Source organism: Corynebacterium sp. MSK071, from assembly GCF_030232125.1.
Taxonomy (GTDB): Bacteria; Actinomycetota; Actinomycetes; order Mycobacteriales; family Mycobacteriaceae; genus Corynebacterium; species Corynebacterium kefirresidentii.
The window spans coordinates 1-2,112 of the sequence record NZ_JASPJA010000030.1; the positions used below are offsets into that span (position 1 = coordinate 1).

3 protein-coding genes are annotated in these 2,112 nt (G+C 58.3%); all 3 read right to left on the reverse strand.

Features of this window, described 5'->3' with window-relative positions:
- The coding region (locus tag QP990_RS12025; protein WP_284799403.1) for a hypothetical protein at positions 1-959 on the reverse strand (959 nt) is incomplete at its 3' end.
- Positions 952-1,824, reverse strand: coding sequence for a hypothetical protein (locus tag QP990_RS12030; protein WP_284799405.1), 873 nt, complete (start codon positions 1,822-1,824; stop codon positions 952-954). The genes QP990_RS12025 and QP990_RS12030, both read right to left, overlap by 8 nt.
- Before the next feature lie 15 nt (positions 1,825-1,839).
- A partial coding sequence (locus QP990_RS12035) for a hypothetical protein (RefSeq protein WP_284799407.1) occupies positions 1,840-2,112 on the reverse strand: 273 nt, incomplete at its 5' end.

The window sequence follows — 2,112 nt, forward strand, 5'->3', positions numbered from 1 at the left end:
GCGTTGGGGGATTTTCCACCGACGGTGACGTCTGCGTATTTGGAGCGGGTGATGGTGATGTCGCTGGTGGCGTAGTCGATGTGGGTGGGTCGGATAAGTATCCAGGGTTTGTAGCCGTCTGGGTTGGTGCGGTCGCCGAGTCCGACGGTGGAGACGTTGTCTTCGGGGTCCCATTTGCGGGTGATGTTTTTGACGCCTTCGTGGACGTGTCCGGCGACTGAGGAGTCGTTGGTCAGTGGGATGATGTCGATGATGAAGGTGGGTTTCCACAGTCGGGTGTGGGTGGGGAATGGTTGTTTGTCCCATGGCATCCAGAGGGTGATGGTTAGGCGGAGTCCGGCCGCGTCGAGTGTTTCTTTTGTTAGGTCTGCTAGTGAGTCGAAGCGGGCGGCAAGCACGGTCCAGGCGGTGGTGGTGGATTTGTGCAGTGGGTTGACCATAATCGGCCAGTCGGCGTAGTCGCGCCAGGCGATGGGGGACCAGGGGTCGGCGTCGGGGAGGAGGTCGAATTGGTAGAGGCGGCGTAGGTTCATCAGGATGAATGTTTTAATGACTCGGAGGGAGTCGCCGGCGCGGACGTCCATGTACTTGGGTTGGATGGCCTTGATGGCTAGTGGGTTGGATTCCATGACGAGGTAGTTGGCCATGTCGTGGATGGAGGTGCCGGTGATTTCGACGGTGGGGTTGTATTGTTGGGCGTGGTCGATAATGGTGTCGACGAAGCAGGTGTATCGGGTGTGGCCGTATTCGACGACGAGAAATTGTTGGATGTCGGTGAGCTTGCGCAGGGTGGAGTTGGGGTCTCCGTCGAAGGCTAGTGGTGGGATGAGGAGGCCGACGATGGGGTGTTCGGCTGGTACTTCGAGGGTGACGGTGCCGGCGTCGTTGACTTTGTCGTTTGCTTTGAGTTGGGTGTAGCCGGTGATGATGGTTTGTGGGGTGAGGTATTTGTCAGTCAAATAGACGAATGGCGTGTGGTCGTCCCGATGCCGTTGCCCAAGTGCGACCATTTGCGCTATTTGATGTTCCTGCATTGCTTACTATTCCTCCTGTTTGTGACCATGGTTGTATGTATTCGTTGCGCCAGTGGATGTGGCATTTGTGGCAGTCGATGGCGGTGGCGTCGCCGGGCATGATGGGGCGTGTCCAGGCGACTCCTCGTAGTGTGGCCCAGGCGTTGTGGTTGGGGTAGCCGTGTGTGTCGGTGATAAGGCCTCCGGTGTCGGGGTTGGTGTGGTAGATGAGTCCGGTGGCGCCGAGTGCTGGTGGGAGGATGATGAGTCCGTTTTTGTCTTCGGTGATGCGGGCTGTGAGGCCTTTCCAGTGGATGGTGGGCCAGAGGGGGAGTTGTCCGGTGTTTTCGATGGTGGTGATGCCGGTGGAGGTGTGTTCTGGGCCGAAGTATCGGCCGTCTTGAGCGGTGAGGTGTATTTCGAGGGTGGTGGTGTCTGTGGGGGCGGTTTCTTCGGGAAGTCCGATGGGGGACTCGAGGTGGACGAAGAGTTGGAGTTCGGGTTGTCGGGGTTGATGGAACGTGAGGAGGGCGGGTTTGTAGAAGTCGAGGCCGTCGAGGAAGCGGCGGATAGTGGTTTCAGTGGTCAGTTCGGTGGTGTGGGTGATGCTGACTGTCAGTGTTGGGGTGATGGGCTCTGGGGTGGCCGTATCGTAGGTGTGGGTGGGGAAGTGTTGGGTGGTTAGTACTGGGTGGTCGGATAGTTTTCCGGTGGTGCCGGAGATTTTATGTAGGGTGACGCCTTCGTCTCCTTCCCTGTGGCCGGCGAGGTGCCAGGTGTGGCCTTTATAGTCGGTTAGTTGGATGTCCACTGTGCTTTCCTCCTGCTAGACGACCATTGGGGTGGTGAAGGTGTTGATTTTGACTCCGCGTTCGAGTGCTTCGATGCGGCGTTGATAATCGTCGAGGGCTTGGTTGACGCCGCGGCGTACATCGTCGGAGGAGACTTCCATATTGTCGCCGTTCATGTTGAGGTGAACTTCGACAGGTGGGAGTGTAGTTTTCCCGGGGTCGTCGGAGGTGCCGGCGACAGCGACTTTGACACGGCCTTGATTGTCAAGAATGTCTGGGGCGTTGGCCCCGTCGATTCCCCAGGGGGA